Below are 25,413 nucleotides of genomic sequence, written 5' to 3'. Positions count from 1 at the left end.
TGGTCCGGGTTAGGGTCTGGCGCAGCAGCCTGACCTGGAGGGATACCCGTCATGACCACTCTCGACAACCGGCCGAACACCGCGCTCCTGGTCGTCGACGTCCAGAACGCCGTCGTCGACGAAGGCCACGAACGCGACGCCGTGGTCGCGAACATCGGCGTTCTCGTCGGCAAGGCACGGAAGGAAGAAGTCCCGGTCGTCTGGGTGCGGCATTCCGACGAGGGGCTCGTGCACGGCAGCGAAGAATGGCGCATCGTCCCCGAACTGGTTCCCGAGGCGGCCGAGCCCCGCGTCGAAAAGTCCTACGGAGACTCCTTCGAGGACACCGATCTGGAGAAGGTGCTGGCCGAACGCGGCGTCGGGCGCCTCGTGGTCGTCGGGGCGGAGACCGACGCCTGCATCCGCTCGACGTTGCACGGCGCCCTGGTCCGCGGCTACGACGCGACGCTGGTCGGCGACGCGCACACGACGGTGGACAAGACGGAATGGGGAGCGCCGACGCCGGAGCAGGTCATCGCGCACACGAACCTGTACTGGCGTTACCAGGCGGCGCCGGGCCGGAAGGGAGGGACGGTCAAGACCGAAGACGTCGAATTCAGCGGCTGAACCGCCTCAAGAGCGGCTTGACCAGCGAGCGATCAGCAGACCGGCGTCGCCGGTGAAACCGTTGTGGCAGTGGTGCTTCGCCGCCTGAAGCACGCGCCGGACGGTTTCGGGCGGTACCTGCCTGGCGTGGGCGTCCAGGCATCCGGCGAGCGCGAACCGCGCGCCGTCGGCGGCACGCGCACCCGAGAGCCCTTCGGTGTGCAGGGCCAAGAGGTCTCCGGGGCGCAACCGGGTGGTCGTGATCCGGCCGAGCGGCCCGGCGCCGAACGACGGGCGCCGCACACTGTCCACTGTGGCCAGTTCACGGTCGGCGCCGAGGACGAGCGGTGGTTCACCGCCCGCCTGGAGACAACGCAGGGTGCCGTCGGCCAGGTTCAGTTCGGCCAGCGTGCCGCGGACCAAGGCGCCGTCACCGAACTGCGTCGACAGCGCTCTGTCGACGGCGGCCTCCTGATCGCGCAGCCCGCGACCCTCGCGGCGAGCGGATCGGCAAGCCACGAGCGCGGCGGAGACCACCAGGCCCGCGCGCGCGGCGTCGCGGCCGGCGTCGAAGATCGCCAGCCACGCCGTCGTCTCGGAAAGGGCATAGTCGAAGGCGGTGCCGCGAACGTCGCGGACGGGCTCGACACCGCCCGCCACCACGACGTCGCGTGTCGCCGCGGTCGACGGAGGCAGGTTCTGCCGGAGCAGGTCCGCGGTGGGGCTGGACGGTCGTCGGCGCAGCAGTGTGTCGAGGCCGTCGCCGTGCCTCCTCGCGCCGGCGAGAAGGTGGCCGGACAGCGACGCGAGCCACCGGCACTGGGTTCGCAGGGCGGGGTCGTGGAGGTCGGTGTCCGCGTCGGCTTCGACTTCGAGCACGCCCAGGCGTTCGTCGCCGTCCAGCAGCACGGTCCACAACCGCGGCCCTCCCGGCTCCTCGGCGGGCATGGTGTCGGCGTGCCGGTACGCCCGGCCCGCCGTGCCGGCCTCGATGTCCAGCGGCACCCGGTCCGGTGCCGGCCCGCCGGGGAGCGGGATGAGCTGCCGTTGGTCGTGGTCGACGAGGTAAACGGTGATCTCGAGGTCCAGCGCCCGGCCCGCCGCGGCGATGATCTCGGGCAAGCGCTCCGGCGGGGCCCGGTGGGCACCGTCGAGAAGTCCCACCAGCGCCGCCAAGGGACCACGAGGGCGAGTCTTCTCGCCGGCCGCCGCGCGGCTATATGGCGCTTGGCGGACGCCGGAGACCTCTTCGAGCCGCTCGTTGACCGCGTGAGCCACCATGTCGCGCTGGATCCTGGGCAGGGGGACCAGCCCTTGCAGGAACGCCTCCAGTTCGAGCTCGCTGACGTCGCCACCCAGCGCGAAGTACCTCAGCCACAGCTGTTCCAGGGTGAGCCCGGTCCGCGCGAAACAGGCCGCGACGATCCGGCGTTGCTCCTCTGCCTGGAGCGAGGCCACGGTGATCACCCCCGGGTTCTCGGCAACGTGAGAACCGGGTACCAACCGATGCCCGGTGTGAAACATGAGCGTTGTCGGTGGTCCGGTCCCAGCGGGAGAACGTCGAATTACGCCAGGTGGCGGAGCGGTTCGTCGACGACGCGACCGGGCGAGCCGATCCGGGACGGGCCGAACGTGGGTCGCGGTAGGCGAGGTGATCGCACTCGGCTAAGGTCGGCTTCCGAAAGCGGTTCTGAGCGTTGAGAAGTTAGCGCCGATCCGCCGGTAACCGGGTTGGTTGCGGCGGTTGATGGTGCGCGCTCGGCGCCGGTTCCCGCCGGTGACTCCCGTGGTGCATCACGCCGATGTGCAGAAGTGGGAGAGGCGGGCTTTGGCCGATGAAGTCGACTGGCAGCAGGACAAGAACCGATTCGTCGAGGATGTCGGCGACGGCGACCTGCCGGTGATCTCCGAAAACGGCGCTCGGCTCATCGCCGGGCCACTGGTTAAGCAGTTCGTATCCCTGACCAGGGCGTTGCTGGATTCCGGCTCGGTCGCCGCGGTACTCGAACGGGTGGTTTTCGCGACGCGGGACCTGGTACCGGGCGCCGATCTGGTGAGCGTCACCCTGCTCGATCCCGACGGCGGGTTCCACACACCGGTGAGGACCGACGAGATCGCCGGTGAGCTGGACCAGTTGCAGTACCAGTACGGCGAGGGTGCCTGTGTCGAAGCGGCGCGGGTTTCGGGACCGGCGGCGGCCTTCAGCGACAACCTCGCCGAAGACGCCCGCTGGCCGCGTTTCGGCCCGGCCGCCGCGTCGCTGGGTTTCCACTCGCTGGTTTCGACGGCCCTGCTGCCGGACGCGTCGAGTTCGGACCTTTCCGGGGCGCTGAACGTGTACTCGCGACGTCCGCACGGCATCGCGAGGCCCGACCGCGACGTGCTGTTGCTCCTGGCGACGCACGCGTCGCTGGCGCTGGCGACCACGCACGCGGTCACCCGCGGTCAGCTCCAGGAGGAGCAGCTCCAGCAGGCGCTGGACAGCAGGGACGCGATCGGGCAGGCCAAGGGGATCCTGATGGCGCGGCGCGGGATCGACGCGGCGGAGGCGTTCGAGGTGCTGCGGCACACGTCGCAGAACATGAACATCAAACTCCGGGAACTGGCGGAGATGCTGTCCAAGCGGCATGCGGAACTGGAATTGCCCGACTGACCAGGCCGTCACCACTACGATCGCGATCATGGCTTTCGGTGAGCTCGAGTTGTCGCGGACGTATGAGTGGCGTGGCCGTTCGGTGGCGTGGGAACGCCTCGGCGAAGGCGCCCCGGTGGTGCTGTGCCATGGGACACCTTGGTCGGCGCAGCTGTGGGCGCCTTTCGCGCGAGCGCTCAGCGAGGAGTTCACCGTCCACGTCTGGGACATGCCGGGCTACGGCCGCTCGTCGAAGGAACCTGGTCACGCCGTCGATCTTGGGACGCAGGGCGAGCTCTTCGCGGACCTCCTCGGGTATTGGGGGCTGACGGCCCCGCACGTGATCGCCCACGACTACGGCGGGGCTGTTTCCCTGCGCGCGAAGTTGCTGCACGGTGCCGAATACGCCTCGCTCGCCCTGGTGGACGTCGTCGCGTTGCGGCCGTGGGGATCGGAGTTCTTCCGGCTCGTCGCGGAGAACGCCGACGTCTTCCAGGCGCAGCCCCCGACGGTGCACAAGGGCGCCCTGGAGTCCTACATCGGGACGGCCTCCCATCGTGGTCTCACCCGCGCGCAACTGGACACGCTGACCGGGCCGTGGCTGGACACGGAAGGGCAACGCGCCTTCTACCGGCAGATCGCCGAGGCGGACGTCCGCTACACCGACGAGATCCAGGACCGCTATCCGGAACTCGACTTGCCGGTGAAGGTGATCTGGGGAGCGGACGACACGTGGATCCCGGTGGACCGGGCGGAGCAGCTCGCGAACGCGATTCCCGGCGCCCTTCTCGACGTCATCCCGGACGCCGGGCACCTCATCCAGTTCGACGCGCCGGTCGAACTGGCCTTTTCCCTGCATCGGTGGCTCACCGCGGAAGTGGGCCGGTGGGGACCCGCCGGGAGCGGACGCTGAACGCCCGGCGCAAGATCAACATCGTTTCATTCGGATATTAGAAGTCGTCTACGTGATATCCGGCGACGTAGGCATTCGCGAGCAGGCCGCCACGACATTCCGCCGTCGACGTGCCGAAGCCGACCGGAACCCAATGTCCGACGGTGAACCACAGGGACGATCCCGAGGTGCAGTGCGCGACCACCCGATAGGTTTCCGAGTGTCTCGGCAAGGAGAAGCAGGTCAGGGAAATCGCCTCACCGAAGACGATTCCGTAGCGGTTGCTGTCGCATCCGTAGGGCGGGAACTGGCCTTCGGTCGCCGCGGAGGCCGGTGAAGCGGCCAGGAATCCGGCCGCCGAAAAGGCGGCCATGACTAAAGCGGCGATTTTCTTCTTCATTGCTTTCTCCCGCGGATCGTTCCCAATGGAAAGCTCAGATTAACCGCACGGAAGAATTGTCGTGAATTCATCGGGCAGGTGAAACGAGAACGCGGGCGGTGAGCCGCGCTGCTCCGAAAGAGCGTCCCCCGCCCCTCTTCTGAGTCTCGTCGCTCCTCTTTCGGCCTAGCGCCGCCGGTACTGCGCGGGAGACGTGATCGTGGCCCGGTCCTCGTAGGATCCCGGCTTCCCGCGGTCGACATGGAACGTCGTCAGGGTGCTCACCGGCGAACGCGGGTCGCGCCGATCGCCGATCACCCGCATGTGCGTGCTCCAGCGGCGGGGCGTGACCTCGTAGACGTCGTAGCCGTACCGGTCGCCTTCGAAGTACTTCAGGTGCGGGTTCGCCGCGCCCATCTTCGGCCCGTTCGTGGCGTTCCACTCGGGGGAGTAGGCGCCGGAGGTGACCGAATGCGCGGTGAACTCCGTGCCGATCACCGGGGTGGACGGATCAGCGAAGTCCGGGAGGATGTCGTCGACGAACGCGGAGTGCCAGTCGCCGGTGATCACCACGAGGTCTTCGAGGCCGCTCTGGGCCACGTGGGTCAGCACCTCTTTGCGCTCGGCGAGGAAGCCGTCCCACTGGTCCGTGAACATGTAGCCACCGCCGCCCGGCTTCGCCAGCTGGCTCAGCATGATCGAGTTCACCCAGCAGTGCCATGCCTCGCCCGCACCGGTCACCTGGTCCTTGAGCCACCCCTTCTGGTCCGCGCCGAGGATCGTCCCGTCGGGCAGGTTCTGCGCCGACCGGTACTGCCGCAGATCCAAAATGGACAGGTCCAGCAGATCGCCCCAGCGGCGCTGCCGGTGGATCCGCGGCGTCGAGGGGTGGTCCGGCCGGACCGGCATGTGCTCGAACCACGCCTGGTACGCCGCCGACCGCCGCGCCCGCAGCGACGGGGTGGTCCCGCTGTAGTCGTTGACGACCTCGTGATCGTCCCAGGTGATGAACCAGGGGTGGGCCGCGTGGGCGTCCCGGAGCGAGGGGTCGGACTTGTAGAGCGCGTGCCGCCGCCGGTACGCCGGCAGCGTCAGCACCTCGGGACCTTCGTGGTCGCGCAGCGGGTTCCCGCCGACCTGGCCGTGCTCGTAGACGTAGTCACCGAGGTGGACGACGAAATCGAGGTCCTCGCGCGCGATCCCGGCGTGCGCCGCGTAGAAACCGTCGTGGAACGCCTGGCAGTTCGCCGAGGCGAACCGCACCCGCCGGACCGGCCCGACCGGCGCCGTGCGGGTGCGGCCGACCCGGCTGACCTTGCCGAGCGCCTGGAAGCGGTAGTAGTACTGGGAGCCCGGCTCCAGCCCGGACACCGGGACGTGCACGCTGTGCCCGAGTCCGGCGGTGGCCGCTGTCGTCCCGCGGGCCACGCGGCGGCGGAACCCGCGATCGGTGGCGACCTCCCAGGCGACCTCGACGGTGTCGTCCAGCGGCTGCTCGAACTCCATCGGTTTCGGTGCGAGCCTGGTCCAGAGGGCGACGCCGTACGGCACCGGGTCGCCGGACGCGACACCGAGCGTGAACGGCGCCTCGTCCCAGGTCGCGCCCAGCGCCGCCGCGGCCTCCTCTGCCTGCGCGACCGTCATCCGTGAGCTCAACGGCCAGGCCAGCCCCAGCGCACCGGCGGTGGCGGCGCCTCGCAACAGGTCCTGGCGGTTGACGGACATCGGTGGTCTCCTCGGTTCGGCGGATCGCTCTCCGACACCGAACACCGCCGAGATGGCCGGAGATGAACGCGAGGACGAACATCAGACGGTGATGACGACCTTGCCGCGCGCGTGCCCCTCGTTCGCGTAGCGGATGGCCTCGGGCACCTCGGCCAGCGGGTAGGCGCGGTCGATGACCGGCTTCACCTTCCCCGCCTCGACGAGCGCGCGCAGCGTCTGGAGATCGTCCTGGTTCTCCGTGGAGAGCAGGCCGCGGAGGTTCTGCTTCACGAACGGCCCGAGGAGCAGTGCCCGCAGGGTGCGGGCGACCGGGCCGATCCACTTCCCCTTGCCCTCGGCGCCGACGATCACGAGAGTGCCTTGCGCCGTAAGGGACTTCCGCAGCAACGTCAGCGATCGGTTGCCCGCGGTGTCGACGATGAGGTCGTAGCCGCCGCCGAACTCTTCGCGCGTGTAGTCGAACACCGTGCCCGCGCCGAGCGAACGGACGAGGTCCACCTTGCCGGGGCCGCACACGCCGTCCACCTCGGCACCGAACGCCTTGGCGATCTGTACCGCGAACGTCCCCACGCCACCGCCCGCGCCGATGACCAGGACCTTCTGCCGGGGCGCGACCCGCCCTCGGTCGCGAAGCGCCTGGAGCGCGGTGAACGCGGAGATGGGAACGGCCGCCGCTTCCTCGAAGCCGAGGTTTTCGGGTTTCCGCGCGATCTTGTCCACTGTGGTCAGTGCGTACTCGGCGAAAGAACCCTGACAGGTACCGAAAACCTCGTCGCCGACACTGCACCGCGTGACGTTCTCACCGACCGCGTGCACGACACCGGCGAAGTCCATGCCGCGGACGCGGGCTTTCGGTCTCCGCACCCCGAAACCCATCAACCGCACCAGATACGGCGTGCCTTCCATGAGGTGCCAGACGCCGGGGTCGACGGCCGCCGCCCGGATCCGCACGACCACACTGTCCGGTCCTGCTTCGGGCTCGGGCAGATCGGTCAGGTTCAAGACGTCGGTGGTGCCGTACTCGTTCTGGACGATCGCCTTCATGGCGGCCCCGTTTCCTAGTCCGGATACTGGAAGACGTCGTCGAGCCCGACGCCGAACACCCTGGCGATCTGGAAGGCCATCTCCAGGGACGGTGAATAGCGGCCCTGCTCGATCGCGATGACCGTCTGGCGCGTGACGCCGACCCGGTCCGCGAGTTCCGCTTGGGTCATCTCGCCCTCGGCGAACCGCAGGGCGCGGATGGAGTTCGTGACCTTGGTCGGTTTCACCATGCCTGGAATCCCCGGCGGTAGGCGGCGATCTTCGCGATCGATTCGAGCAGGGAGGACAGGACGAAGGCGAGGTACACGGTGTTCGCGATCCAGAAGTGGTCCACTTCCGCCATCGCCATGACGAGCGCGGCGACCCCGCCGATCACGACGAACGACTGCCCGATGTGCTCACCGAACCGGCCGATCTCGCGGTCTCGCTGGTCTTTGCGGCCGTCGTCCCGCGGAGAGGCGAGCGACACCGCGATGTGCAGCACGATCGAGGCCACGATGGCCGCCCCGATCGTCCACAGCAGTGCCGCCACGTAAGGGACTTCGGCGAACCTGCCGGGGACCGCCCGGCCGAGGATGACGATCAGGTAGGCCACGTAGGCGCAAACCGTGATCACCGCCGTGATCCACGCTCTCTTCTCTTCCAAAGCCACGGCATCCAAAGTAAAGAATTCCAGACTCGGTGTCAAAGATCCTTGACTTGGACGGCCGTACCTCGCCGACCGGCTGGATGCCTATGCGGCACTGGGCGTGATCCTCGGCAGGACGTCGAGGCGGTCCGGGCGATGGCCTCCATGTACTTCGGAGCCGGGTTCAAGCCTCGACGGTGAGGGTCTCTTCGAGGGCCGCCCGGTGCGTCGGCTTCGCCTCTTCGTAGCGACGGCGGCCCTCATCGGTCACGACGACGAAGATCCCGCGCCGGTCCGATTCGCAGAGCGCGCGCTGGACGAGCCCCTCGCGCTCCAGGCGGGCGACGAGTCGTGAGGTGGCGCTCTGGCTCAGGTGGACGACCTCGGTCAGATCGGCCGCGCGGCACTTGCCCACGACGCAGGTGACCAGGCGTTCGAGGGCCTCGAACTCGGTGACACCCAGGCCGTGACGCTCCTGCAGCCGGCACTCGAGGCGGCCGAAGACCGCCGCGTGCCGGGCGGACAGGTCATGCCATTCCCGCAGCAGGTCTTGTTCGGCGACGTCGCTCACGCGGCCCAAGATAGCATGCACGTGAATTTTATGCAAAGTCATTAAATGCACTTGCATTAGATGCGTGTGCATGTAATGTACCGATCATGAGTTCTTCCGTGCAGCTGTCCACCAGCTCGACAAGGTGGGACGCGCGCCTCTGGGGTGTCCTGCTCACTGTGTCCGTCGTCGTGGGCCTCGACGCGCTCGACGTGTCGATGGTCGCCGTCGCCCTCCCGTCCATCCAGGCCGAACTCGGCCTCTCCACCGGTGCCCTGCAATGGATCATCAGCGCCTACGTGCTCGGCTACGGCGGCCTGCTGCTCCTCGGCGGTCGCACCGCCGACCTGCTCGGCAGGCGCCGGGTCTTCCTCGTCGCCGTCGCGGTCTTCGCGCTCGCTTCCCTGCTCGGCGGCCTCGTCGACGACGGCGCGCTGCTGATCGCCACCCGCTTCATCAAGGGACTCGCCGCCGCGTTCACCGCGCCGGCCGCGTTGTCCATCATCACCACGACCTTCCACGAAGGTCCCGCCCGCAACCGGGCGATCAGCATCTTCGCCGTCTTCGGTGCCAGCGGTTACTCCGCGGGCCTCGTCTTCTCCGGCCTGCTGACCGAGGTGGGCTGGCGCTGGACGTTCCTGCTGCCGGTGCCGATCGCGCTCGCCGCGCTGGCCGCCGCCGTCAAGCTGATCCCCTCCTACCAGCCGCAGACGGGTGGCGGCTATGACTTCCCGGGCGCGATCACCGGTGCCGCCGGTTCGCTCCTGCTGGTCTTCGCCGTGGTCGAGGCGCCGGAGATCGGCTGGGCCGCACCGCGGACGCTGATCTCGTTCGCCCTCGCGCTCGCCCTGCTCGTCACCTTCGTGTTCATCGAGAAGCGCAGCAAGCACCCGCTGCTCCGGCTCGGCATCCTGCGCTCCGGCCCGCTGGCCCGCGCCAACCTCGGCGGCGCGACGTTCTTCGGCGCCTACATCGGTTTCCAGTTCGTCGTGATGCTGTACCTGCAGACCGTGCTGGGCTGGTCCGCGCTGCAGACCGCGCTCGGGTTCCTGCCCGCCGCGCTGATCGTGGCCTTCGGTTCGCCCAGGATCGAGCCGCTGATCGACCGGCTCGGCACCCCGCGCACGATCCTCGCGGGCGTCGTCGCCCACGTCATCGGGTACGCGCTGTTCCTGCGGATCGACGAGAGTTCCAGCTACGCCGGTTCGGTGCTGCCGAGCATGATCCTGCTGGGCATCGGCTTCATGCTGGCGTTCTCCTCGCTGAACATCCAGGCGACCAACGGGATCTCCGACGACGAGCAGGGACTCGCCGGCGGTCTGCTGAACACCTCGATCCAGGTCGGCGGCGCGATCGGTCTCGCCCTGGTGACCGCGGTCCTGACCGGCAACGCGGGAGGCGCCACCGGCCCGGCCGCGCTGCTGAACGGCCTGGCGCCCGCGCTGACCGTCGTCACCGGCATCGCCGTGATCAGTGTCCTGGTGGCGCTGTCCGGGGTCGTCGGCCTGCGCAGGGCCGAAGCCCGCACGCCCGTCGCCGAACCGGAGTTCGCCGCGGCCGAATGACAGTGGCCGCACTGACAAGGGGGTGAAAGGGCCCTTCCCGCGCTCGGGGGCGGGAAGGGCCCTTTCGGCTACCAGCGGATCGGCAGGGACTTCAGCCCGTTCTGGAAGTTCGACCGCAACCGCACCGGGTCACCGGCGAGTTCGGCCTCGCCGAGCAGGTCCAGTACCGCTTCGAACATCGCGCGCAGCTGCACCCTGGCGAGCTGGGCGCCGAGACAGAAATGCGGACCGTGCCCGAAGGTCAGGTGATCGTTGGGAGCGCGGCCGATGTCGAAGCGGTCCGGGTCCTCGAAGACCGACTCGTCGCGATTCGCGGCGGAGAACCAGACGACGACCTTGTCGCCCGCCCGGATGTCCACATCGGACAGAACGATGTCCTCGGTCGCGGTCCGGCGGAAGTGCATGACCGGACACCACCAGCGCAACATCTCTTCCACCGCATCGGGAAGCAGTGAACGGTCGGCCAGGAGCCGCCGGTACTGATCCGGATGTGACAGCAGCGCCAGCATCCCGCCGGGGATGCCGTTACGCAGCGTTTCGTTGCCCGCCACGGAAAACAGCCAGAACAGGTTCTCGAACTCCGCGATCGACACCCGCCCGCCGTCTTCGACGTGACTCATCAGGTTGCTCATCACGTCATCGCCCGGGTTCCGGCGTTTGTGCTCGCCGAGCGCGGTGGCGTACGCGTAGAGATCCGGCATCCCGGCGCGGGTGCGCGGATCGGGCATCGCGCCGTCCGGTCCAGGAACCGGCCGCACGGCCAGCGCCGCCCGCGCGAGATCGGTGACCTCGCCCGCCTCGACGGTCGCGCTCACCGCGTAGTCGGCGTCCTGGTAGCCGATCACGCGATTGCTCCAGTCGTACATCAGCCGCCGGTCCTGTTCGGGGATCCCGAACACCTCGGCCAGCGTCAGCAGCGGGAGATCGGCGGCGACGGCGGCGAAATCGCAGTGGCCGTCCGCCGCGACGGAGGTGATCAGCTCTCTCGCCCAGCCGTGGATCCGTTCGGTCAGCCTGCCGACCGCGCGCGGCGTGAACGCCTTGGTGAGCAGGCCACGCAGCCGGGCGTGCTCGGGCGGATCCATGTTGAGCATCATCCGCCGGACGTACCCGAGGTCCTGTTCGGTCGCCGGGTCCCGGATCTGCGTCCCGCCCAGGCTCGACGAGAACAGCCGCGGGTTCTTCAGCACGTGCTTGACGTCCGAATGCCGCAGCACGGCCCAGAAATCGTCCACCCGCACGACCGGCGACTCCCGGCGCAGCGCCGCGAGGTGCTCGTACGGCACACCGCGGGTGTAGGTGTCCGGATCGGTGATCACGGCTTCGAAGACTAGCCCGGCGACGGGGGACTGCGGAAAGATCCGTCCGGTGGAACCACTGAAGATGCGCACCGCCGGAACCGACGGACCCGCCGTGCTCCTGCTGCACGGCCTCGGCGCGACGGGCGCGGTGTGGGACGGCCTGATGCTGCAGCCCGGCTACCGCTGGCTGGCCCCCGACCTCCCCGGGCACGGGGCGTCGCCGCACCTGGCGCACTACTCCTTCGGAAGCCTCGCCGGGGCGGTCGCCGACGCCCTCCCGGAACGCGGTCCGCTGCTGGTGATCGGCCACTCCCTCGGCGGGGTGGTCGGACTGGCCCTGGCCAGCGGGTGGTTCGGGCTTCACGTCGATGGGCTGCTCGCGGTCGGCGTCAAGGTCGAATGGAGCGAGTCCGACCTGGCCAAGGCCGCCGACATGGCGGCGAAACCGCCCAGGGTGTTCCTGACCAGGGAGGACGCCGAACGGGCGTTCCTCAAGATCGCCGGCCTGACCGGGCTGTCCGAAGCGGACCCCGACGGCGTCGTCGAAACCGAGGGCGGCTGGCGGCTGGCGCTGGACCCCCGCGCGTTCGCCGTCGGCGCGCCCGACATGTCCGGCCTGCTCGGCGCCGCGCGCTGCCCCGTCGCCCTCGCCGCCGGTGAGCACGACCCCATGAGCCGCATCGACCAGCTTCGCGCCCTCAGCCCCGCTTCGGCCGAACTCCCCGGGCTGGGGCACAACGCCCACGTCGAAGACCCGGCGGTACTCCTGGCCTTTCTCGCGCAGTTCGCGGGCTAGCGCCGGAGGCGGCCGAGAGTGGCGATGCCCTCGGCGATGTCGCTCGCCGGGCTGGACCCGTAGCCGAGGACGAGGCCCGGACTCATCGGCCGCTGACAGTGCCACGACAGCGGCTGGACCTTCACGCCCTGTTCGAGCGCGGCCGCGGCGAAGTCGAGGTCGGAGAACTCGGCGTCGAAGGTGATCGTCAGGTGCAGCCCGGCCGCCGCGCCGTGCACGACGGCGTCCGGGAGATGCGTCCGGAGCGCGTCGATCATCGCGTCCCGCCGGCGGCGATGGCGTTTGCGCACGAACCGCAGCTGCCGCTCCATCTCGCCGGACTCCATGAGATGCGCGAGCACCAGCTGCGGGAGGACGGCGTTGCCCAGGTCGGCGAACCGTTTGGCCGCTACCACCTCGTCCCGGTAGCGCGTCGGCACCAGCATCCAGCCCACCCGGAGCGCGGGCGCGAGCCACTTCGACACGCTGCCCGCGTAACACACCTGTTCGGCGAGCATCGAGCGCAACGCGGGGACCGGTGGACGGTCGTAGCGGTGTTCGGCGTCGTAGTCGTCCTCGATGATCAGCCCGCCGTCCGCGGCCCAGCGCATGAGCTCGCGGCGGCGTTCCCCGCCGAGCACGACACCGGTCGGGAACTGGTGCGCGGGCGTGAGCAGCACGGCGGGCGCACCGCTGCGGACGAGTTCGGCGACGTCGATCCCGTCCTCGTCGACGCGGATCGGCGGCGTCGCCAGCCGCCGGTCGTGCAGATGCTGCCGCGCGCCCAGCGAACTCGGGTCCTCGACGGCGATCTCCGAGATCCCGTTGTCGCACAGCACCTGGGCCAGCAACCCGAGGCCCTGCGCGACACCGGCGACGATCAGGACGTCGTCGGCGTCGGCGGTGATGCCGCGGGTGCGGGCGATCCAGTGCGCGATGGCCAGCCGCAACGCGGGCGCGCCCCGCGGGTCGCCGTAACCGAAGGACGCCGCCGAAAGGTCGTTGAGCACGGTGCGTTCGGCGCGGAGCCAGGCCGTCCTCGGGAAAGCGGTCAGATCCGGGACGCCGGGGGACAGGTCGATCCGCGCCGGGGTCGACCGCAGTGAGTCGAAGACGCCGATCCCCGGGGCGGGCTGGAAGATCGTGCCCGCAGACGGGGGACCGGACGTCGTTTGTTCCTTCGTCCTCGCGGGCGCCGCGACGACCACCGTGCCCGCACGGCCCCGTCCGGCGACGTGGCCGTCCTCGACCAGCCGCTGGTAGGCCTCGGTGACGACGCCGCGGGAAACCCGCAGGTCCGCGGCCAGCGCCCTGGTCGCGGGCAGCCTGCTGCCGACCGGCAGGCGGCCGTCGGAGATGGCGTGCCGCAACCGCGACGCCAGCCAGTCCGACCGGCGCCCCGGCGGTGCGTCCCCGATGTCCAGCTGCAGGAAGTCCGAGCCCTCGGCAGTCACCCGATCATTGTGTCATTCGGGTTCGTAGGCGAGGTTCGGCCGCAGCCACTGCTCCATAGTGGACAGTTCGAGGCCGCGGCGGGCAGCGTAGTCCTCGACCTGGTCCTTGCCCAGCCGTCCGACGGTGAAGTACCGCGACGCGGGGTGGGCGAAGATCAGCCCGCTGACGCTCGCCGCCGGGCTCATCGCGAACGACTCCGTCAGCGTCATCCCGAGCTTGTCGGAGTCGAGCAGGTCGAACAGCTCCTGCTTCTCGCTGTGGTCCGGGCTGGCCGGGTAGCCGAGCGCGGGACGGATCCCGCGGAACCTCTCGGCGTGCAGGTCTTCCAGCTTCGGATCGGCGTCCGGCTCGAACCATTCCCGCCGTGCCTTGAGGTGGATGTACTCGGCGAATGCCTCGGCGAGCCGGTCCGCGAGCGCCTTGACCATGATGGCGCGGTAGTCGTCCTGCTTCGCCTCGAACTCGGCGGCGAAATCCTCGGCGCCGAGGATGGTGACCGCGAACCCGCCGAGGTGATCGCCCGCGCCCGCCGGGGCGATGTAGTCGGACAGGCACCGGTTCGGCCGGTCCAGCGGCTTCTTGGTCTGCTGGCGCAGCATCGGGAACTTGACGCCCGATTCCAGGATGATGTCGTCACCCTCGGAGTGCGCCGGCCAGAACGCGTACGCGCCCTTCGCCTGGAACCGCTCCTCGGCGATGATCTGGTCCATCAGGGTGTTCGCGTCGTCGAACAGCTCCCGCGCGACGGGGTTGTCCAGGATCGCCGGGTACTTGCCCTTCAACTCCCACGCCAGGAACAGGAAGGTCCAGTCGACCATCTCGCGCAGCTCGGTGAGCGACGGCGAGACGTACCGGACACCCGTGAACGCGGGCGTCGGGACCTCGTCGAAGGAGACCTTCTCCGGGTTGGCCCTGGCCTGCTCGACCGTCAGCAACGGGGTCCGCTGCTTGTTCGCGTGCTGGACGCGCAGCTCTTCCTGGTCCTCGCGGTTCTTCTTGTCGAGGATCTCGGCGCGGTCCGGGTCGAGCAGGTCGCCGACGACGCCGACGACGCGGGAGGCGTCGAGGACGTGGACGGTCGTGTTCTCGTACGCGGGCGCGATGCGGACCGCGGTGTGCTGGCGTGACGTGGTCGCGCCGCCGATCAGCAGCGGCAGTTTCAGCCCGCGCCGCTCCATTTCGCCGGCGACGTTGACCATTTCGTCGAGCGACGGTGTGATCAGGCCGGAAAGCCCGATGGCGTCGGCACCCTCGGAGACCGCGGTGTCCAGGATGACCGAAGCCGGGACCATCACGCCGAGGTCGATCACCTCGTAGTTGTTGCAGCCGAGGACGACTCCGACGATGTTCTTGCCGATGTCGTGCACGTCGCCCTTGACCGTCGCCAGGACGATCTTCCCGTTGCCCTGGCGGGTTTCGACGCGGCCTTCGAGGCGGGCCTTCTCCTTTTCGGCCTCCATGAACGGTTCGAGGTAGGCCACGGACCGTTTCATCACGCGCGCGCTCTTGACGACCTGCGGCAGGAACATCTTGCCGGACCCGAACAGGTCGCCGACGATCTTCATGCCGTCCATCAGCGGACCTTCGATGACCTCGAGCGGCCTCGGCAGCTTCTGCCGCGCTTCCTCGGTGTCCTCTTCGATGTAGTCGACGATGCCGTGCACCAGCGCGTGGCTGAGGCGCGCCTCGACCGGGTTCTCCCGCCAGGAGAGGTCGACGGTGCGCTTGGTTCCCTTGCCGCTGACCGTTTCCGCGAACGTGACCAGCCTGTCGGTGGCGTCCTCGCGGCGGTCGAAGAGCACGTCCTCGACCAGTTCCAGCAGATCCTTGGGGATGTCCTCGTAGACCGCGAGCTGCCCGGCGTTGACGATGCCCATGTCCAGCCCCGCGCGCACCGCGTGCAGCAGGAAGGCGGAGTGCATCGCCTCGCGCACGACGTTGTTGCCGCGGAAGGAGAACGACAGGTTCGAGATACCGCCGCTGATGTGCACGCCCGGACAGCGTTCCTTGATCCGAGGCAGCGCGTCGATGAACGCCTTGGCGTACCCGTTGTGCTCGGAGATGCCGGTCGCGACCGCGAGCACGTTCGGGTCGAAGATGATGTCCTCGGCGACGAAACCTGCCTGCTGGGTAAGGAGATCGTAGGCACGGCCGCAGATCTCGACCTTCCGGTCGGCGGTGTCGGCCTGGCCCTGCTCGTCGAAGGCCATCACGACCACGCCCGCGCCGTAGTCGCGGATGCGCCGGGCCTGCTGGAGGAACTGCTCCTCGCCCTCCTTGAGGCTGATGGAGTTGACGACTCCCTTGCCCTGCACGCATTTCAGTCCGGCTTCGAGGACCGTCCAGCGCGAGCTGTCGATCATGATCGGCAGCCGGGCGACCTCGGGTTCGGTGGCGATGAGGTTGAGGAACGTGGTCATCGCTTTTTCGCTGTCGAGCAGGTCGGCGTCCATGTTGACGTCCAGCAGGTTCGCCCCGCCGCGGACCTGCTCCAGCGCGACATCGACGGCTGCCTGGTGGTCGTCGGCCTCGATCAGCTTGCGGAACTTGGCGGACCCGGTGACGTTGGTCCGCTCGCCGATCATGACGAACCCGGTGTCCTTGCCGATCTCGAACGGCTCGAGCCCGCTGAACCGGGTGTGCGGCTCGGCCTTCGGGAGGACGCGCGGCGCCATCCCGCGGACGGCGTCGGCGATGCCCTTGATGTGCGCGGGGGTCGTGCCGCAGCAGCCGCCGACGACGTTGACCATCCCGGCCGTGGCGAAGTCGCCGAGCAGCGCGCCGGTCTCGTCGGGCGTCTGGTCGTACCCGCCGAACGCGTTCGGCAGACCGGCGTTGGGGTGGCAGGCCGTGTAAGTGCCCGCAAGGTGGGACAGTTCGGCGATATGCGGTCGCATCTCCTCGGCGCCCAGCGAGCAGTTGACGCCGACGAGCAGGGGATCGGCGTGCTCGATGGAGCTCCAGAACGCCTCGACGGTCTGTCCGGACAGCGTCCGGCCGCTCAGGTCGACGATCGTCACCGAGATCCACAACGGCAGATGCGGCGCGACGTCGCGGGCGGCGGAGATCGCGGCCTTGCAGTTGAGGGTGTCGAAGATCGTCTCGATCAGCAGCAGGTCCACGCCGCCTTCGGCGAGTGCCTTGATCTGGTCGGCGTACGACGCGTACACCTCGTCGAAGGTCACCGCGCGGAACGCCGGGTCCTCGACCTTGGGCGACAGCGACAACGTGACGTTCAGCGGCCCGACCGACCCGGCGACGAACTTCCCGCCGGCCGCGTCCGCCGCCTCGCGCGCGATCTGGGCGCCGCGGAGGTTCATCTCGTACGCGAGATGCTCGAGCCCGTAATCCGCCTGGCCGATGGTGGTGGCGGTGAACGTGTTCGTCGTCGTGATGTCCGCGCCGGCGTCCAGATACTGGCGATGGATGTCGAGGACGACGTCCGGTCTGGTGATGTTCAGCAGGTCGGGGTCGCCGGTGATGTCACGGGGGTGATCCTGGAACCGCTCGGTGCGGTAGTCCTCGGGTTTGAGGCCGGCGTTCTGGAGCATCGACCCCCAGGCGCCGTCGAGCACGACTATGCGCTCATCCAGCAGCTTTCGCAGGGCGGTCGTTTCCATCCAGCGCTCCTCCCATGTCGTGGGAGGCGCCCTTGCGGTGAAGTCCGGGCCGAGCGTGGCGGACCCCATGGTCCGTTGCAGCGCCTCTCGACCTTGGCGACCAGACTACCGGACCGGCACAAGGGCGTTCGGTCCGAAGTGCTCAGCCGCTGGCCAGCGCGGGTTCGGCTTCCCGGATCGTGGGACGCGGCGGTGCGGGCCTGCGCCGGGCGACCACTTTGCGGCCGACGTCGATCATCGGCACCTCGACCCAGCGGTAGAGGACGTCGGAAATGAGGAGGGCGACGACGGTCACGGCGAGAGCGGTCAGCGTCCGATGTGCACCCAGCTGGGGAATCGACAGGGCGACCACGGTCGCCGCCACGCCTTGCAGGAGGTACACCGAGTACGACCGCTCGCCGATGAACCGCATCGGCGCGGTGGAGAAGAGCCAGGCGATCGGACCGCGCGGGATCAGCGAGGTGATGAACAGCGCGACCAGCACGGCATAGGTGGTGCCGCCGACAGTGCCGCCGTCCTGGAAGAAGGCTTCGATGTCGGTCACGTGGGTCTGGAGGACCACGAGAGCCACGAGCAGGACGATGCTGGCCGCGGGATGGGTGAAGACGCGGAGGATCGCGAAGCCCTTGCGGTAGTGGAGGCCGATCGCGAGCGCGCAGCCGATGATGATGGGCGAGTAGGCGCCGGCGTACGGCATCACCGGGATCAGGGCGATCATGAGCGCGATCAGGCCGATCGCCAGGCCCAGTCGCTTGGGGAAGCTCAGCGCCGCGATGCCGAAGGCCAGGAAGGGCCAGACGAGATAGAACTTCTGCTCGACACCCAGGGTCCACGACTGGCCGAAGGGTCCGTTGTGGGCGAACTCGTTGGTGAAGGTCAGGAAGTACGGCATCGCTCCGGACAGCCCGCTGGAGGTGTACTCGCCACGCAGATACGTGAACACCACGACGATGCCCAATACCGCGAAATACACCGGGAGAATGCGGAACGCTCGACGGATGTAGAAATTGGCGAGGGAGATCCGGCCGTTCCGGTCCTCTTCGCGCAGGGCCAGTGTGGTGATCAGGAATCCGGAAAGAACGAAGAACAGGTGGACGCCGATCCACCCGTTGGCCATGGCCCACGACGGTCCTCCGTAGTGGAACACCACCACGAGGAGCGCGGCGATCGCGCGCAGCCCGTCTAGGGCCGGGAATCTCTTCGTGGACAGGTACTGCTCGTGCGTCATCATGCTTTGGAACCCCCGGGAGCGTCACCGGAAGCCAAGCCGATGAGGATGCGTCACTCTAAAGGGTGAAACGCCGGTTCCTGTGAGGGGGCTGTGTGTTTTCTGTGTGTAGCGAGGATGCCTACGACGTGTTCCGTCAACTGGCAACGAATGGTCGCCATTGCCGGTTATTCGTTTTCTTGCGAGGGGTCGAAACTGTGTCCGCGGTTACCGAGGTGTGCGTGGCCTTCGGATATCGCGCGCGGGCACAGGAAGGAGCCCTGATTCGCGATCGGAATCAGAAACCCAAGGACGCCTTCTGGATCTTCACCGGCTTCGCGGGCAGCCCGTCCTGCGGCCCGTTCGGGTCCGTCGGGATGATCCCGGCGGCCACGATCCGGTCCAGCACGTCCATGCCCCGCACGACCTTGCCCATCACCGAGTAGTTCTTCGGGATGTTCGCGAACGAGTGCACGATGAAGAACTCGCTGCCGTTGGTGCCGGGGCCCTGGTTGCCCATGGCGATGGTGCCGCGTTCGTAGGTCTCGGTGCCGTCGACCTCGTCCGGGAACTTGTAGCCCGGCCCGCCCTTCTCGGCCTCGTAGATGTCGCCGCACTGGAGGACGCCGAGGCGTGAGGAGTTCGTCAGGCGCCAGCACTGGCTGTGGTCGTAGAAGCGCTGGAGAGCGAGGCTCGCCAGGTTGTGCGCGGCGCACGGGGCGGCGCCCGCGCGGTTCAGGCGCACGGTCACCGGGCCGTAGTTGAAGCGGAACGTGACGTCGATCGTGCCGCGGGTCAGCGCGAAGGGCAGTGGCCGCAGGACCGGCCGGGCCGCCGGGTTCTCCGGGGTCGGCGTGAACTCGCAGCGCACGATCGGAAGTGAACCCGCGGAGGCGGCGGGCGCGGCCGAGGCCACCCCGGGCAGCAGGACGGCGGCGAGAGCGGAGACGACGGCGGTGACACCCCAGCGCAGCTTCATGAGGGGGAACCTAACCCAAAAGGGTGGTCGTCGGGTAGCGCTTCACGGACTCGGCGATCGCCACACCCACCCCAGGTGCATCAGCAGTCACGGCCGCGGCGCGTGAAGGACCCCTTCCCTCGGCTCAGCCGAGGAAACTCGCCCTTCGCGGCGACCCAAGTACACGAAGGCCCCCTTCCCTACGCCAGGCGCAAGGAAGGGGGCCTTCATGTACTTCAGGTGGGTGAGGGCGGCGGTGAGACGTCGGTCCAGGTGGTCGTGAGTGGCGATTCGGGTTAGAACACGAATCGCCACTCACGACCACCCGCACCGAACGGTCACCGCACATGCTGAGCTCACTCACCGCAGCCTTCCTCGCCGTCTCGCTCGTCCTGCCGCCCACGGAGATCCCGCCGACCGAGATCCGGCCTGACCAGGTCGAACACATCGCCCTGCCCTGCGCCCAGGCGGGTGCCTCCGCCGACGACACCGACGTCGCCCAAAGCCTCAACCAGCAACTCGCCACCAAGATGCGCGGCTACATGAACTCGTACAACACGTCCTGCGCCAGAGCGGTCGTCGAGACCGTCCGGAGATCGGGGTTCAACGAGCGCGCGGCGGCGATCGCGATCGCGACGGTGATCGTCGAGTCGAGTATCGCCAACCTCGACGGCGGCCTCGGCGACTCGGTCGGGCTCTTCCAGCAGCGCGCGAGCTGGGGGAGTTTCGAGCAGCGGACCGACCCGGTCTGGGCGACCGCCCGGTTCCTCGCCGTGATGCGGCAGTTCTTTCCCGACAACGCGTGGAACGACGTCGCCATCGGGGACGTCGCCGCGGCGATCCAGCGGCCGGCGGCCAAGTACCGGCACCGCTACGGGGTCGAGGCGGACGACGCGGTCAAGATCGTCGGCGAACTCTGGGCCCAGAACGGCGAATGGCCCCTGCCCACCGGAGTGGACAGGGGCCATTGAGCCGTGACGGGACTACTTGCGCCAGGCCGTGCGCTGCTTGCGCATGTCGAGCACCAGCCCGAACATCATCAGCAGGGACAGCCCGATCAGCCACAGGTTCTCGGTCCAGCCGTGGTGGTTGCCGTACAGCATCACCAGCAGGATGATCGCGCAGAGCCAGCCCGCGATCCGCGTCGCCTTCGGGAAGGAACCGTGCCAGCCCCACTCGGCCGACGGCTCGTCGCGGGGGTCGACGGTGTCGACGCCCACCCGGCCGCGCTTTTCGACCGCTTTGCTCGCCACGATCAACTCCTCAAAACCCGATGGTCCGCTTGCCCGCGAATGATCCCACACCTGGCTGCACGCGCCCGACGGGCCCCGCGCGACAATGACACCCGATGACTACCTCGCGAAGTGTGCTCGTGCTCGGTTCGACCGGTTCGGTCGGCGCCCAGGCCCTCGACGTCGCGGCCCGCAACCCGGACCTGTTCCGGGTCGCCGGGATCGCCGCGGGCGGCTCCGACCCCGCCGCGCTGGCCGCGCAGGCCCTGGCGCACCAGGTCGACGTCGTCGCCATCAGCAGGCCGACGGCCGTGGAAGACCTGCAGCTCGCGCTGTACGCCGAGGCGCAGAAGCGCGGCTACTCCAGCGGCGACTTCAAGCTCCCGCGCATCTTCGCCGGGGCCGACGCGGTCGTCGAGATGATCGACGCCACCCCGGTCGACGTCGTGCTCAACGCGCTCCCCGGCTCCCAGGGCCTCCCGCCGACCCTGCGCGCGCTCGCCACCGGCGCCACGCTCGCGCTGGCCAACAAGGAGTCGCTGATCGCGGGCGGACCGCTCGTGCTGGCCGCGGCCAAACCCGGCCAGCTGGTCCCGGTCGACTCCGAGCACTCCGCGATCGCCCAGGCCCTGCGCGCCGGACGCGAAGCCGAGGTCGCCAGGCTCGTGCTCACCGCTTCGGGCGGCCCGTTCCGCGGCCGCAAACGCGAAGAACTGGCGGACGTCACCGTCGAGCAGGCGATGGCGCATCCGACCTGGTCGATGGGGCCGCTCATCACGATCAACTCGTCCACCCTGGTCAACAAGGGGCTGGAGCTGATCGAGGCGAAGCTCCTGTTCGACATCGAGACCGATCGCATCGACGTGGTCGTCCACCCGCAGTCGATCATTCACTCGATGGTGACCTTTGTGGACGGCTCGACGATCGCCCAGGCCAGCCCGCCCGACATGCGGCTGCCGATCGCGCTGGCCCTGCACTGGCCGGACCGCGTGCCCGGCGCCGCGGCCGCGTGCGTCTGGGACAAGCCCGCGAGCTGGACTTTCGAGCCGCTGGACAACGAGGCGTTCCCCGCCGTCGAGCTGGCGAGGCACGCCGGGACCGTCGGCGGCTGCATCCCGGCGGTCTACAACGCCGCGAACGAGGAGCTGGTGGCCGCCTTCCTGGCACAGAACACCGGCTTCACCTCGATTGTGGACACTATTGCCCAGGTGGTGGAAGCCGCCGACGAATGGCGTCGTGAACCTCGCGACGTGGATGACGTACTGGCTGCCGAGCGCTGGGCTCGCGCGCGTGCCGGTGCGCTGATCGGTAAGGGGAAGTAGCGCGTGGTCTTCATTCTCGGGATCGTGCTGTTCGCGCTGGGCATCTGTCTGTCCGTCGCACTGCACGAAGCCGGCCACATGTGGACGGCGAAGGCCTTCGGCATGAAGGTCCGGCGCTACTTCATCGGCTACGGGCCGACGATCTTCTCCTTCCGCCGCGGTGAGACCGAGTACGGCGTCAAGTGGATCCCGCTCGGCGGGTTCTGCGACATCGCGGGCATGACGGCGCTCGACGAGGTCACCCCGGAGGAGTCGAAGCGCGCGATGTGGCGCTTCAAGACCTGGAAGCGCACCGTCGTCATGTCGGCGGGCTCGGTGACGCACTTCATCCTCGGTTTCGTCATCCTCTACGTGATGGCCGTCACCATGGGCCTGCCGAACCCGGCGGCGCAGGCCGCCCCCACCGAGCCCGTGATCAGTGCCACGTCGTGCGCCCGCGCGGCCACCACCGTGGAGCAGCTCAACGACACCGCCTGCCCGCCGGGCGCCCCGACGCCGGCGAAGACCGCCGGTATCCAGGCGGGCGACAGGATCCTGTCGGTCGCCGGCAAGCCGACGCCGGCCTGGACCGACATGCTCGCCGCCGTCCAGGTCGCCAGCGGCCCGACGCCGTTCGTGGTCGAGCGCAACGGACAGCGGCTCAACCTGACCGTCGACGTGCCGCGCGTGCAGCGGCTGGTCGCCGACGGTGACAAGAAGACCACGGTCAAGGACGTCGGCATGATCGGCGCCTCGCCGGTGCCCAAGTCGCTGGTGACGACCTACGGTCCGGTCGACGCGGTCGGGGCGACGGTCTCCTTCACCGGCACGATGTTCTCCGAGACCGCCAAGCGGCTGATCGAGTTCCCGTCGCGGATCCCCGCGGTGGTGGATTCCATCTTCGGCGGCGAGCGTGACCCGAATACCCCGGTCAGCGTCGTCGGCGCCAGCCGGATCGGTGGCGAGGCCGCCGAGCGCGGGCTCTGGGAGATCTTCGTCCTCCTGCTGGCGAGCCTGAACTTCTTCATCGGCGTGTTCAACCTGCTGCCGCTGCTCCCGCTCGACGGCGGGCACATCGCGGTCGTCTGGTACGAGCGGGTCCGGGACTGGGTCCGGAAACTGCGCGGCAAGGCGGCGGGCGGTCCGGTCGACTACACGAAGCTGTCCGCGGTGACCATGGTGCTCGTCTTCATCGGTGGCGCGGTCACTCTCCTCACCGTCACCGCCGACATCGTGAATCCGGTCAAGCTGTTCCAGTGACGGGGAAGCGCGGTTACGGAGCGCGCTGTCAGCGCCGTTGGGCTGCCCAGGTAATGCTGCTCACCGTGACGGCTGACGTCGTGGATGTCCGCCGATCGGGGTAGGTACGCTTGACGGCGTGACTGTCGCTCTAGGTATGCCAGCGCTTCCTCCTCCCGTCCTCTCCGAGCGTCGCAAGACCCGACAGCTGCAGGTCGGGCCGGTCGGCGTCGGCAGCGAGCACCCGATCTCGGTGCAGTCGATGACCACCACGCTCACCTCCGACGTCAACGCGACCTTGCAGCAGATCGCCGAGCTGACCGCTGCGGGCTGTGACATCGTGCGCGTCGCGTGCCCGTCGGCGGACGACGCCGAGGCGCTGCCCGCGATCGCGAGGAAGTCGCAGATCCCGGTGATCGCCGACATCCACTTCCAGCCGAAGTACGTCTTCGCCGCGATCGAGGCGGGCTGCGCGGCGGTCCGGGTGAACCCGGGCAACATCCGCAAGTTCGACGACCAGGTCAAGGAGATCGCGAAGGCCGCGAAGGACCACGGCACCCCGATCCGGATCGGCGTCAACGCGGGTTCGCTGGACAAGCGGATCATGGACAAGTACGGCAAGGCGACCCCGGAGGCGCTGGCCGAGTCCGCGCTGTGGGAGGCCTCGCTTTTCGCCGAGCACGACTTCTACGACGTCAAGATCTCCGTGAAGCACAACGACCCGGTGGTCATGGTGCGCGCGTACGAGATCCTCGCCGAGCAGTGCGACTACCCACTACACCTCGGTGTCACCGAGGCGGGCCCGGCGTTCCAGGGCACCATCAAGTCGGCCGTGGCCTTCGGCGCGCTACTGCGCCAGGGCATCGGCGACACCATCCGCGTGTCGCTGTCGGCGCCGCCGGTGGAAGAGGTCAAGGTCGGGATCCAGATCCTGCAGTCCCTGAACCTCAAGGAGCGCAAGCTCGAGATCGTCTCCTGCCCCTCGTGCGGCCGTGCGCAGGTGGACGTCTACACGCTCGCCGAGCAGGTCACCGCCGGGCTCGAGGGCATGGAGGTCCCGCTGCGCGTCGCGGTCATGGGCTGCGTCGTCAACGGCCCGGGTGAGGCGCGCGAGGCCGACCTCGGCGTCGCGTCCGGCAACGGCAAGGGCCAGATCTTCGTCAAGGGCGAGGTCATCAAGACCGTGCCCGAGCACGCGATCGTCGAGACGCTGATCGAAGAGGCCATGCGGATCGCCGAGGAATCCGGTCAGACGATCGGTGAAGGGGAGCCCACCGTCACCGTCGGCTGAGTGGTCGAGACCTGTGCCGGGAAAGGCCCCTTCGTCGCAAATCCGCGATGAAGGGGCCTTTCCCGCGCTTGAGGGGCCCGACCTGCTGAGGTTCTCTCAGCGTGTCGTCAAGCTTGCGTTCCGTTTACGCCGCTCATCTGGCACCCTGGAGTGGTGTTGCGGCTTGCAGGTGCACGGCTGCTCGATGATCGGGACTATCCCGCGGTCCGTGCCGCGCTCGCCACAGACCCGGTCGGCAGCTGCATGGTCAGTGCCAGGGTGGAGACCGCGGGTCTCGACCCCTGGCGGCTCGGTGGTGAGCTCTGGGCCGCCGATTCCCGCCCGGTGCGCGCGGGCAGGCTCCAGGGGCTGTGCTTCTCCGGGCCGAATCTGATCCCGTTGCGCGGCAACGCCTCCGCTTTGCGCTCCTTCGCCGATCGCGCCCTGCGCCGTCAGCGGAGCTGCTCGTCCCTGGTCGGCCCGGCCGAGCAGGTACTGGGCCTGTGGGACGAACTCGAGTCGGAATGGGGCCCGGCCCGCGAAGTCCGGCACGACCAGCCGTTGATGGCGCTCGACGGGATCCCGTCCGTCGCCGCCGATCCGGCGGTCCGCGCGGTGCGCCCGGAAGAACTCGACAGGTACCTCCCGGCCGCGATAGCGATGTTCATCGAAGAGGTCGGCGTCGATCCCCGCAACGGCGACGGCGGCGCCGGGTACCGCGCCCGCGTCGCGGAGCTGATCGCCGGCGGCCGGGCGTTCGCGCGGTTCGAGGACGGCGAGGTCGTCTTCAAGGCCGAGATCGGCGCGATGTCCTCCACGGTCGGCCAGATCCAGGGGGTCTGGGTGCATCCGGAACGCCGCGGCGGCGGCCTCGGCACCGCCGGGACGGCGTCCGTGGTGACCAGGCTCGTCCGCGGGATGGGCCGCACCGCGAGCCTGTACGTCAACGCCTACAACAGCCCGGCGCTCGCCGCCTATCGCAAGATCGGCTTCCAGCAGGTCGGGCAGTACGCGACGGTTCTCTTTTAGCGGACGGCGTTGCATCCGGTCGGAAA

Annotated in this window: 23 protein-coding genes and 1 riboswitch; of the genes, 10 read left to right on the top strand and 13 right to left on the bottom strand. The window is 68.9% G+C overall.

Annotated features, from left to right (window positions below; translation table 11 throughout):
* Positions 1-51 precede the first annotated feature (51 nt).
* Positions 52-606 carry an isochorismatase family protein gene (locus B0293_RS27620; RefSeq protein WP_005154638.1) on the top strand — a complete coding sequence of 185 codons (555 nt, stop codon included), beginning with the start codon at positions 52-54 and terminating at the stop codon, positions 604-606.
* Between the two features lie 6 nt (positions 607-612).
* On the opposite strand, the gene B0293_RS27615 is transcribed toward B0293_RS27620, so the two are convergent.
* A complete protein-coding gene (locus B0293_RS27615; RefSeq protein ID WP_005154637.1) occupies positions 613-2,052 on the bottom strand; it encodes a PP2C family protein-serine/threonine phosphatase in 1,440 nt (479 codons plus the stop codon).
* 361 nt (positions 2,053-2,413) lie between these two features.
* On the opposite strand from B0293_RS27615, the gene B0293_RS27610 reads away from it, so the two are divergent.
* Positions 2,414-3,238, top strand: coding sequence for an ANTAR domain-containing protein (locus B0293_RS27610; protein WP_407640107.1), 825 nt, complete (start codon positions 2,414-2,416; stop codon positions 3,236-3,238).
* A 28-nt stretch (positions 3,239-3,266) separates the two neighbouring features.
* Positions 3,267-4,130, top strand: coding sequence for an alpha/beta fold hydrolase (locus B0293_RS27605; RefSeq protein WP_005154634.1), 864 nt, complete (start codon positions 3,267-3,269; stop codon positions 4,128-4,130).
* A 37-nt stretch (positions 4,131-4,167) separates the two neighbouring features.
* Here the strand turns inward: B0293_RS27605 and B0293_RS27600 are convergent, their stop codons facing one another.
* The 6 genes from B0293_RS27600 to B0293_RS27575 all read right to left on the bottom strand — a co-directional run bounded on the left by B0293_RS27600 (position 4,168) and on the right by B0293_RS27575 (position 8,456).
* Positions 4,168-4,509, bottom strand: a complete 342-nt coding sequence (locus B0293_RS27600; RefSeq protein ID WP_005154633.1) for a hypothetical protein — start codon at positions 4,507-4,509, stop codon at positions 4,168-4,170.
* A 165-nt stretch (positions 4,510-4,674) separates the two neighbouring features.
* Positions 4,675-6,213: an alkaline phosphatase D family protein gene (locus B0293_RS27595; protein WP_005154632.1), complete on the bottom strand. Its 1,539-nt coding sequence runs from the start codon at positions 6,211-6,213 to the stop codon at positions 4,675-4,677.
* A gap of 81 nt (positions 6,214-6,294) precedes the next feature.
* Positions 6,295-7,257: an NAD(P)-dependent alcohol dehydrogenase gene (locus tag B0293_RS27590; RefSeq protein ID WP_005154631.1), complete on the bottom strand. Its 963-nt coding sequence runs from the start codon at positions 7,255-7,257 to the stop codon at positions 6,295-6,297.
* Positions 7,258-7,271: 14 nt separating this feature from the next.
* On the bottom strand, positions 7,272-7,487 hold the full coding sequence (locus B0293_RS27585; protein WP_005154629.1) for a helix-turn-helix transcriptional regulator: 216 nt from the start codon (positions 7,485-7,487) through the stop codon (positions 7,272-7,274).
* A complete protein-coding gene (locus B0293_RS27580; protein WP_005154627.1) occupies positions 7,481-7,909 on the bottom strand; it encodes a hypothetical protein in 429 nt (142 codons plus the stop codon). Before B0293_RS27580 ends, B0293_RS27585 begins: the two co-directional genes overlap by 7 nt.
* A gap of 160 nt (positions 7,910-8,069) precedes the next feature.
* On the bottom strand, positions 8,070-8,456 hold the full coding sequence (locus B0293_RS27575) for a MarR family winged helix-turn-helix transcriptional regulator (protein WP_039916750.1): 387 nt from the start codon (positions 8,454-8,456) through the stop codon (positions 8,070-8,072).
* Positions 8,457-8,542: 86 nt separating this feature from the next.
* Between B0293_RS27575 and B0293_RS27570 the strand changes: the two genes are divergently transcribed.
* Positions 8,543-10,000 carry an MFS transporter gene (locus B0293_RS27570; RefSeq protein WP_039916748.1) on the top strand — a complete coding sequence of 486 codons (1,458 nt, stop codon included), beginning with the start codon at positions 8,543-8,545 and terminating at the stop codon, positions 9,998-10,000.
* Between the two features lie 68 nt (positions 10,001-10,068).
* Here the strand turns inward: B0293_RS27570 and B0293_RS27565 are convergent, their stop codons facing one another.
* Positions 10,069-11,319: a cytochrome P450 gene (locus tag B0293_RS27565; protein ID WP_039916745.1), complete on the bottom strand. Its 1,251-nt coding sequence runs from the start codon at positions 11,317-11,319 to the stop codon at positions 10,069-10,071.
* A gap of 49 nt (positions 11,320-11,368) precedes the next feature.
* Between B0293_RS27565 and B0293_RS27560 the strand changes: the two genes are divergently transcribed.
* Positions 11,369-12,097 carry an alpha/beta fold hydrolase gene (locus B0293_RS27560; protein ID WP_039916742.1) on the top strand — a complete coding sequence of 243 codons (729 nt, stop codon included), beginning with the start codon at positions 11,369-11,371 and terminating at the stop codon, positions 12,095-12,097.
* Here the strand turns inward: B0293_RS27560 and pdxR are convergent.
* The 4 genes from pdxR to B0293_RS27540 all read right to left on the bottom strand — a co-directional run bounded on the left by pdxR (position 12,094) and on the right by B0293_RS27540 (position 19,337).
* Positions 12,094-13,530: a MocR-like pyridoxine biosynthesis transcription factor PdxR gene (gene pdxR / locus B0293_RS27555; RefSeq protein WP_005154620.1), complete on the bottom strand. Its 1,437-nt coding sequence runs from the start codon at positions 13,528-13,530 to the stop codon at positions 12,094-12,096. The two genes, B0293_RS27560 and pdxR, sit on opposite strands and share 4 nt — an antisense overlap.
* Positions 13,531-13,542: 12 nt before the next feature.
* On the bottom strand, positions 13,543-17,151 hold the full coding sequence (gene metH / locus B0293_RS27550; RefSeq protein ID WP_005154617.1) for a methionine synthase: 3,609 nt from the start codon (positions 17,149-17,151) through the stop codon (positions 13,543-13,545).
* Positions 17,152-17,168: 17 nt separating this feature from the next.
* Positions 17,169-17,246: riboswitch (S-adenosyl-L-homocysteine riboswitch) on the bottom strand.
* A 47-nt stretch (positions 17,247-17,293) separates the two neighbouring features.
* Positions 17,294-18,382: an acyltransferase family protein gene (locus tag B0293_RS27545; protein WP_005154616.1), complete on the bottom strand. Its 1,089-nt coding sequence runs from the start codon at positions 18,380-18,382 to the stop codon at positions 17,294-17,296.
* A 274-nt stretch (positions 18,383-18,656) separates the two neighbouring features.
* Positions 18,657-19,337 (bottom strand): peptidylprolyl isomerase, encoded by a 681-nt coding sequence (locus B0293_RS27540; RefSeq protein ID WP_005154615.1) that lies wholly within the window; start codon positions 19,335-19,337, stop codon positions 18,657-18,659.
* Positions 19,338-19,663: 326 nt separating this feature from the next.
* On the opposite strand from B0293_RS27540, the gene B0293_RS27535 reads away from it, so the two are divergent.
* Positions 19,664-20,287, top strand: a complete 624-nt coding sequence (locus tag B0293_RS27535; protein ID WP_005154614.1) for a hypothetical protein — start codon at positions 19,664-19,666, stop codon at positions 20,285-20,287.
* A gap of 12 nt (positions 20,288-20,299) precedes the next feature.
* Here the strand turns inward: B0293_RS27535 and B0293_RS27530 are convergent, their stop codons facing one another.
* Positions 20,300-20,569, bottom strand: coding sequence for a DUF2631 domain-containing protein (locus tag B0293_RS27530; protein ID WP_005154613.1), 270 nt, complete (start codon positions 20,567-20,569; stop codon positions 20,300-20,302).
* A 95-nt stretch (positions 20,570-20,664) separates the two neighbouring features.
* Between B0293_RS27530 and dxr the strand changes: the two genes are divergently transcribed.
* From dxr to B0293_RS27510, 4 genes are all read left to right on the top strand, one after another.
* Positions 20,665-21,870, top strand: a complete 1,206-nt coding sequence (dxr, locus tag B0293_RS27525; RefSeq protein ID WP_005154612.1) for a 1-deoxy-D-xylulose-5-phosphate reductoisomerase — start codon at positions 20,665-20,667, stop codon at positions 21,868-21,870.
* A 3-nt stretch (positions 21,871-21,873) separates the two neighbouring features.
* On the top strand, positions 21,874-23,109 hold the full coding sequence (locus B0293_RS27520; RefSeq protein ID WP_005154611.1) for a M50 family metallopeptidase: 1,236 nt from the start codon (positions 21,874-21,876) through the stop codon (positions 23,107-23,109).
* 118 nt (positions 23,110-23,227) lie between these two features.
* A complete protein-coding gene (ispG, locus tag B0293_RS27515) occupies positions 23,228-24,379 on the top strand; it encodes a flavodoxin-dependent (E)-4-hydroxy-3-methylbut-2-enyl-diphosphate synthase (RefSeq protein ID WP_039916737.1) in 1,152 nt (383 codons plus the stop codon).
* Between the two features lie 153 nt (positions 24,380-24,532).
* Complete coding sequence (locus B0293_RS27510) at positions 24,533-25,387, top strand: GNAT family N-acetyltransferase (protein ID WP_039916734.1); 855 nt, start codon at positions 24,533-24,535, stop codon at positions 25,385-25,387.
* Positions 25,388-25,413: the final 26 nt, after the last annotated feature.

Origin of the sequence: Amycolatopsis azurea DSM 43854 (assembly GCF_001995215.1) — a bacterium.
Taxonomy (GTDB): Bacteria; Actinomycetota; Actinomycetes; order Mycobacteriales; family Pseudonocardiaceae; genus Amycolatopsis; species Amycolatopsis azurea.
The sequence above is the reverse complement of the archived record's forward strand: the minus strand, read 5'-3'. Positions and strand labels throughout refer to the sequence as shown.